This is a genomic window from Actinotalea sp. C106 (assembly GCF_023630195.1).
In the GTDB taxonomy this organism is placed as follows: Bacteria; Actinomycetota; Actinomycetes; order Actinomycetales; family Cellulomonadaceae; genus Actinotalea.
In genome coordinates this window covers 1-1,762 of the sequence record NZ_JALPKN010000440.1, presented here as the reverse complement: position 1 = coordinate 1,762, position 1,762 = coordinate 1, and the positions used below count along the sequence as shown (strand labels likewise).

At 76.8% G+C, this 1,762-nt stretch carries 1 protein-coding gene and 1 pseudogene; both read right to left on the bottom strand.

Annotation, left to right across the window (positions count from 1 at the left end; translation table 11 throughout):
- Nucleotides 1-50: 50 nt before the first annotated feature.
- Nucleotides 51-983, bottom strand: a complete 933-nt coding sequence (gene fmt, locus L0B03_RS17360) for a methionyl-tRNA formyltransferase (RefSeq protein WP_250448202.1) — start codon at nucleotides 981-983, stop codon at nucleotides 51-53.
- A gap of 41 nt (nucleotides 984-1,024) precedes the next feature.
- Nucleotides 1,025-1,762 (bottom strand): annotated as a pseudogene (locus L0B03_RS17355) (primosomal protein N'); the annotation flags it as partial.

The following is a 1,762-nucleotide window of genomic DNA, read 5'->3' as shown; positions in this document are numbered from 1 at the left end:
GGCGCGCGCGGGTCCTCGTTCGCGACCCCGGTGGTCGCGCCGGTCCCCGGTCACGAGCCCAGCCTGGCGTCGGACCCGAGCCGTGCACCGCGGGCCCAGTCGGTGGCGGCCATCATCCGGCGGCCGGCCGGTGCGACCTCGCCGAGGGCCACGGCGTGGGTCGCCGTCCCGACGAGGACCTCGGTGCGCTCGACGCGCACCGCCCCTGGCTCGATATCGGTGACCTCCGGCCGCGGGCGCACGGGACCGAGCTTGAGCCGTGCGCCGGCGGGGTCGGTCGTCCACGCCCCTGGCGCGGGGGTGCAGGCACGGGCGCGTCGGTCGACGGCGAGGGCGGGCTGCTCCCAGCGCAGCCGCCCGTCCTCGGTCGTGAGCCGAGGCGCGTGGCTGACCCCCTCGGCCGTCTGGGCCACCGGGACCAGGCTCCCGGTGGCCAGCCCGTCGAGGGTCGCGGCCAGCAGCCCTGCCCCCGCTGAGGCGAGACGCTCGAGCAGGTCCCCCGCGGTGTCCGCGGGCAGGACCCGCTCGGTGAGGGTGCCCAGCACGGGCCCGGTGTCGAGGCCTTGCTCGATGCGGAAGGTCGTGGCTCCGGTGACCTCGTCGCCGGCGAGCAGGGCGTGCTGGACCGGCGCGGCCCCGCGCCAGGCGGGCAGGACGGAGAAGTGCAGGTTGATCCAGCCGTGGGTCGGCAGGTCGAGCATGCTCGGCGGGATGAGACCCCCGTAGGCGACCACGGGTGCGCAGTCCACCTCGAGCTCGCGGAGCCGAAGGGGCACAGCCTCGTCCCGCAGGCTCGTCGGCGTCAGGACCGGGAGACCAGCCTCGAGGGCTCGCTCCTTGACAGGGCTCGCAGCGAGTCGTCGGCCGCGTCCCGCGGGGGCGTCCGGTCGGGTCAGCACCGCCACCACCTCGTGCTCGGAGTCGAGAAGGGCGTCGAGGGCCGGGAGGGCGACCTCCGGGGTCCCGGCGAAGAGCAGGCGCATCCGACGATCCTAGGCCGCATGGCGGGCCGGCCCCGCCGGGGTCAGAGGATCTCGGTCGGTTCCACCCGCAGCCGGATGGTGCCGGGCTCCCGCCGTGCGCTCCGGGTCGCCACCGCGGCAGCCAGGGCTGCCGTGACCTGCGCGGCGAGCGACCAGGGTGAACGCACCAGCGCGCGGACGGGGCGTTCCTGCTCGGGGTCGAGCACCGGGACGCGGTCTGCCTCCCCCGCGCCCCGGGTCGACTCGTGGACGTGCGGCCCCAGGACGGTGACCTCGGCGGGCAGGTCGAGTCCCGTCACGAAGCCCTCGACCGCGTGACGTGGGCCGTCGACCGCGACCATGTGCACCGCCGGGGGCAGGGAGAGCTCGGTGCGCTCGGCCAGCTCGCGCTCGGCCAGCCCCACCGGGTCCCAGCGGACGAGGGCCTGGGTGGGCACCGGTGCACCGTCGCCGACCAGGACGACGACCCCGCCCTCGGGTGCCGGTCGCACCAGGGCTGCAGCCCCGATCCACGTGCGCAGCGCCTGCTCGGCCACGTCGAGGGCAGGACGGTTGGTCACCACGGCCGCGTCGAGCAGCACCGCTGCCACGTAGCCCTCGCTCGCCCTCGGCTCGGCCCCCGGGGTCGCGACGACCAGGGCCGGGCGGGCACCGACCTCGGCGACCACCCCCGCCGTGGTGCCGGCCCCCGAGCTGACGACGGGCACCCCCGGGAACGCACGGCCCAGCTCCTCGGCGGTGGGCCCCGGGCCCACGCGGACCGAAAGTCGGATCGTAGC

Coding starts and splice junctions, on each gene's coding strand:
- fmt (WP_250448202.1), bottom strand. CDS start 983: ATGCGCCTGCTCTTCGCCGGGACCCCGGAGGTCGCCCTCCCGGCCCTC.